Here is a 2,673-nt window from a genome sequence, read left to right on the forward strand (position 1 = left end):
CGGGCGCGCGCCGAGGCGGAATTCGATCAAAACGTGATGGCGGCGAAGATGGTGAAGATTTACAGGGAAGTTGTCCGCGGGAAGGGGATGCGAGACGCATGAGTACGGATCGGCCATCCTACATTCTGGGGATCAGCGACTCGCACCTGTCCACCGCCTGTCTGCTCCGGGACGGCGAGGTCATCGGGTGCATCAGCGAAGAGCGCTTCACCCGGAAGAAGAACCAGAGCGCCTACCCGGCGGCATCCGCCGAATTCCTGCTGGCGCATGCCGGTATCCGGGCGGCGGACCTGTCCGCCGTGGCCCTCGCTGGAAACGAGGCCATGGGGTCCGAGTGGTTCGAGCGGATGACGCAGGATGACGGCTACATTGACGAATATCTGGGGCTGAAGAAGGGAAGCCAGATCCGGAGGAAAGTCCGCCGCGTCGGGAAGAAACTTCGTCTTTCCTCCGAAGCCAAGGGGAAAACCCTCGTTTCAAACGAAGCGCGCTTCCGGAACATCGTGGATCGCCTCGGAGCCGATACATCCAAGATCCACATTGTCGAGCACCACACCGCCCACGCGGCGGCCGCTTATTATGCCTCCCCCTTTGCGGGAGAGCGCCTGGAGGCGGCCTCGGTTCTCACGAACGATGCCTCGGGCGATGGGCTCTGCGCCACCTGGAACGTGGCCGGCTCTGCGGGGATCCGGCGGCTCTCCGCCGCGCCCAGCGCGGCGGGATCGCTGGGGAGCTTTTACAGTCTGATGACGCTTTACCTGGGGATGCGCCAGCTCGAGCACGAATACAAGGTGATGGGCCTGGCGCCCTACGCTCCCGAGTGGGGGATGAAAAAATCCTACGAAGTCCTCCGCCAGATGATCGCCTTTGAGCGCGATGCGCCGCCGCGCTTCCAGTGGAAGGTGCGGAAGGATCGGTTTCAATTTCTGATGGAGAATCTGGCGCGCCACCGCTTCGACTGGGTGGCGGCGGCGAGTCAGGAACTGCTGGAGGAGCTTTTGCTCGAATGGGCTGCGGCCGGGCTGGAGGAGACGAAAGAGCGGCGGGTGGCCCTGAGCGGCGGCGTTTTCATGAACGTGAAGGCCAACCAGAAGATCGCGCAGCTTCCGGGGGTCGAGGAGATTTTTGTCCTCCCCAGCTGCGGGGATGAGTCGAACGCCATCGGGGCCGCCTACTGGATGCACGCCGAGGCGGGCGGGCGGTGCAAACCGCTGGCCGGGCTCTATCTCGGCCGGGACAGGAAGATGTCCTGGCGGCCATGGAAAGGCGCGGCGTCGGCCGCGCCCACGCGGTGCGCCGGTGCGATGACATCGAGGCCGAGATCGCCCGCCTTCTGGCGCAGGGCGAGGTCGTGGCCCGCGTCAAGGGAAGAGAGGAGTTCGGCGCCCGCGCGCTGGGCAACCGCTCCATCCTCGCCAACCCGAAAGACCCGCGCGTCGTTGCGGTCATCAACAAGATGATCAAGAGCCGGGATTTCTGGATGCCGTTCGCGCCCTCCGTTCTGGCGGAGCGGGCGGATGATTACCTCGTCAACCCCCGGGGAATGAAGTCGCCCTACATGATGATGACGTTCGACAGCACCCTGCGGGGCCGCACGGAGCTGGTGGCCGCCACCCACGCCTACGATGGCACGATGCGTCCCCAGATTCTCGATAGCGGCTACAACCCGGACTACCACCGGCTCATCAGGGAGTTCGAGCGCCTGACGGGAATCGGCGCCGTGCTGAACACCTCCTGCAACCTGCACGGGGAGCCGATTGTTTCGAGCCCGGAGGACGCGCTCCACACATTCGAGGATTCCGGCCTTCCCCATCTCGCCCTCGGGCAGTATTTGATATCGAAGAAAGAGGGAGTCATCTGATCGTCCCCTTTCGTCCGGCGGAGTGGAATTGAAGATTGCCCTCATACGCAATTCGGTTCACCGCGGCGGCGGCGTCGAGCGCTACGTCTGGCTCCTCGCGCGCGAACTCGACCGGCGGGGCCATGAGGTCCATCTGTTCGCGCGCCGGTGTCCCGAGCTTCCCGCCCCGGGGGTGACTTTTCATCCGGTGAAAGCCCGGGGGCTGCTCTCCTTCTTCAAGGTGATCAACTTCGCCCGGGAGGCGGGGAAGAAACTCCGCGAACAGCGATTCGACATCATCCACTCGTGCGACCGGATTTTCTCCTGCGACATCTACCGGGCGGGCGAGGGCCTGCACCGGGAGTGGCTGCGCGTGTCGGAGACGTATCTGCCGGCCTGGAAGGCGATGCTGCGCCGCCTGGATCCCCTTCATATTGTTCTCCAGCGGATCGAAAAGACGCTGATCGCGGGGGGCGGCGCCCGCCGGGTGACGGCCATCAGCAAGAAGGGGGCGGAGGAGATTCGGCGCCATTTCGGGATCGAGGATGTTCCGGTCATCTACAACGGCGTGGACGCGGAAGAATTCTCTCCCCCCGGCCCCGGCGAGCGGGAGGCGATCCGAAACGAAATGGGTATTCCCGATGATGCCTTTGTCGTGCTCTACGTGGGAAGTGGTTTTTTCCGCAAGGGACTCCGCTACCTGATCGCGGGCTTCTCCCGCGTGGCACAAGAGGAAGGGCGCGCCCTCCGGCTCATCGTCGCGGGAAAGGGGGCGGCGGGCGCCTACCGGCGGCAAGCCCGCGCCGCCGGGGGGGGGGGGCCAGTCCTTTTTT

Annotated in this window: 3 protein-coding genes; all 3 read left to right on the forward strand. The window is 64.7% G+C overall.

All coding sequences use genetic code 11. The features are described from left to right. Positions 1 to 98: 98 nt before the first annotated feature. Positions 99 to 1,460, forward strand: coding sequence for a hypothetical protein (locus O2807_14360; protein ID MDA1001686.1), 1,362 nt, complete (start codon positions 99 to 101; stop codon positions 1,458 to 1,460). Beyond that, positions 1,352 to 1,861, forward strand: coding sequence for a hypothetical protein (locus tag O2807_14365; GenBank protein ID MDA1001687.1), 510 nt, complete (start codon positions 1,352 to 1,354; stop codon positions 1,859 to 1,861). The genes O2807_14360 and O2807_14365 overlap by 109 nt, the downstream gene beginning before the upstream one ends. Positions 1,862 to 1,889: 28 nt before the next feature. Beyond that, positions 1,890 to 2,673, forward strand: a 784-nt coding sequence (locus O2807_14370; GenBank protein ID MDA1001688.1) for a glycosyltransferase family 4 protein, incomplete at its 3' end; no start/stop codon positions are given.

This window comes from bacterium (assembly GCA_027622355.1).
Lineage (GTDB): Bacteria > UBA8248 > UBA8248 > UBA8248 > UBA8248 > JAQBZT01.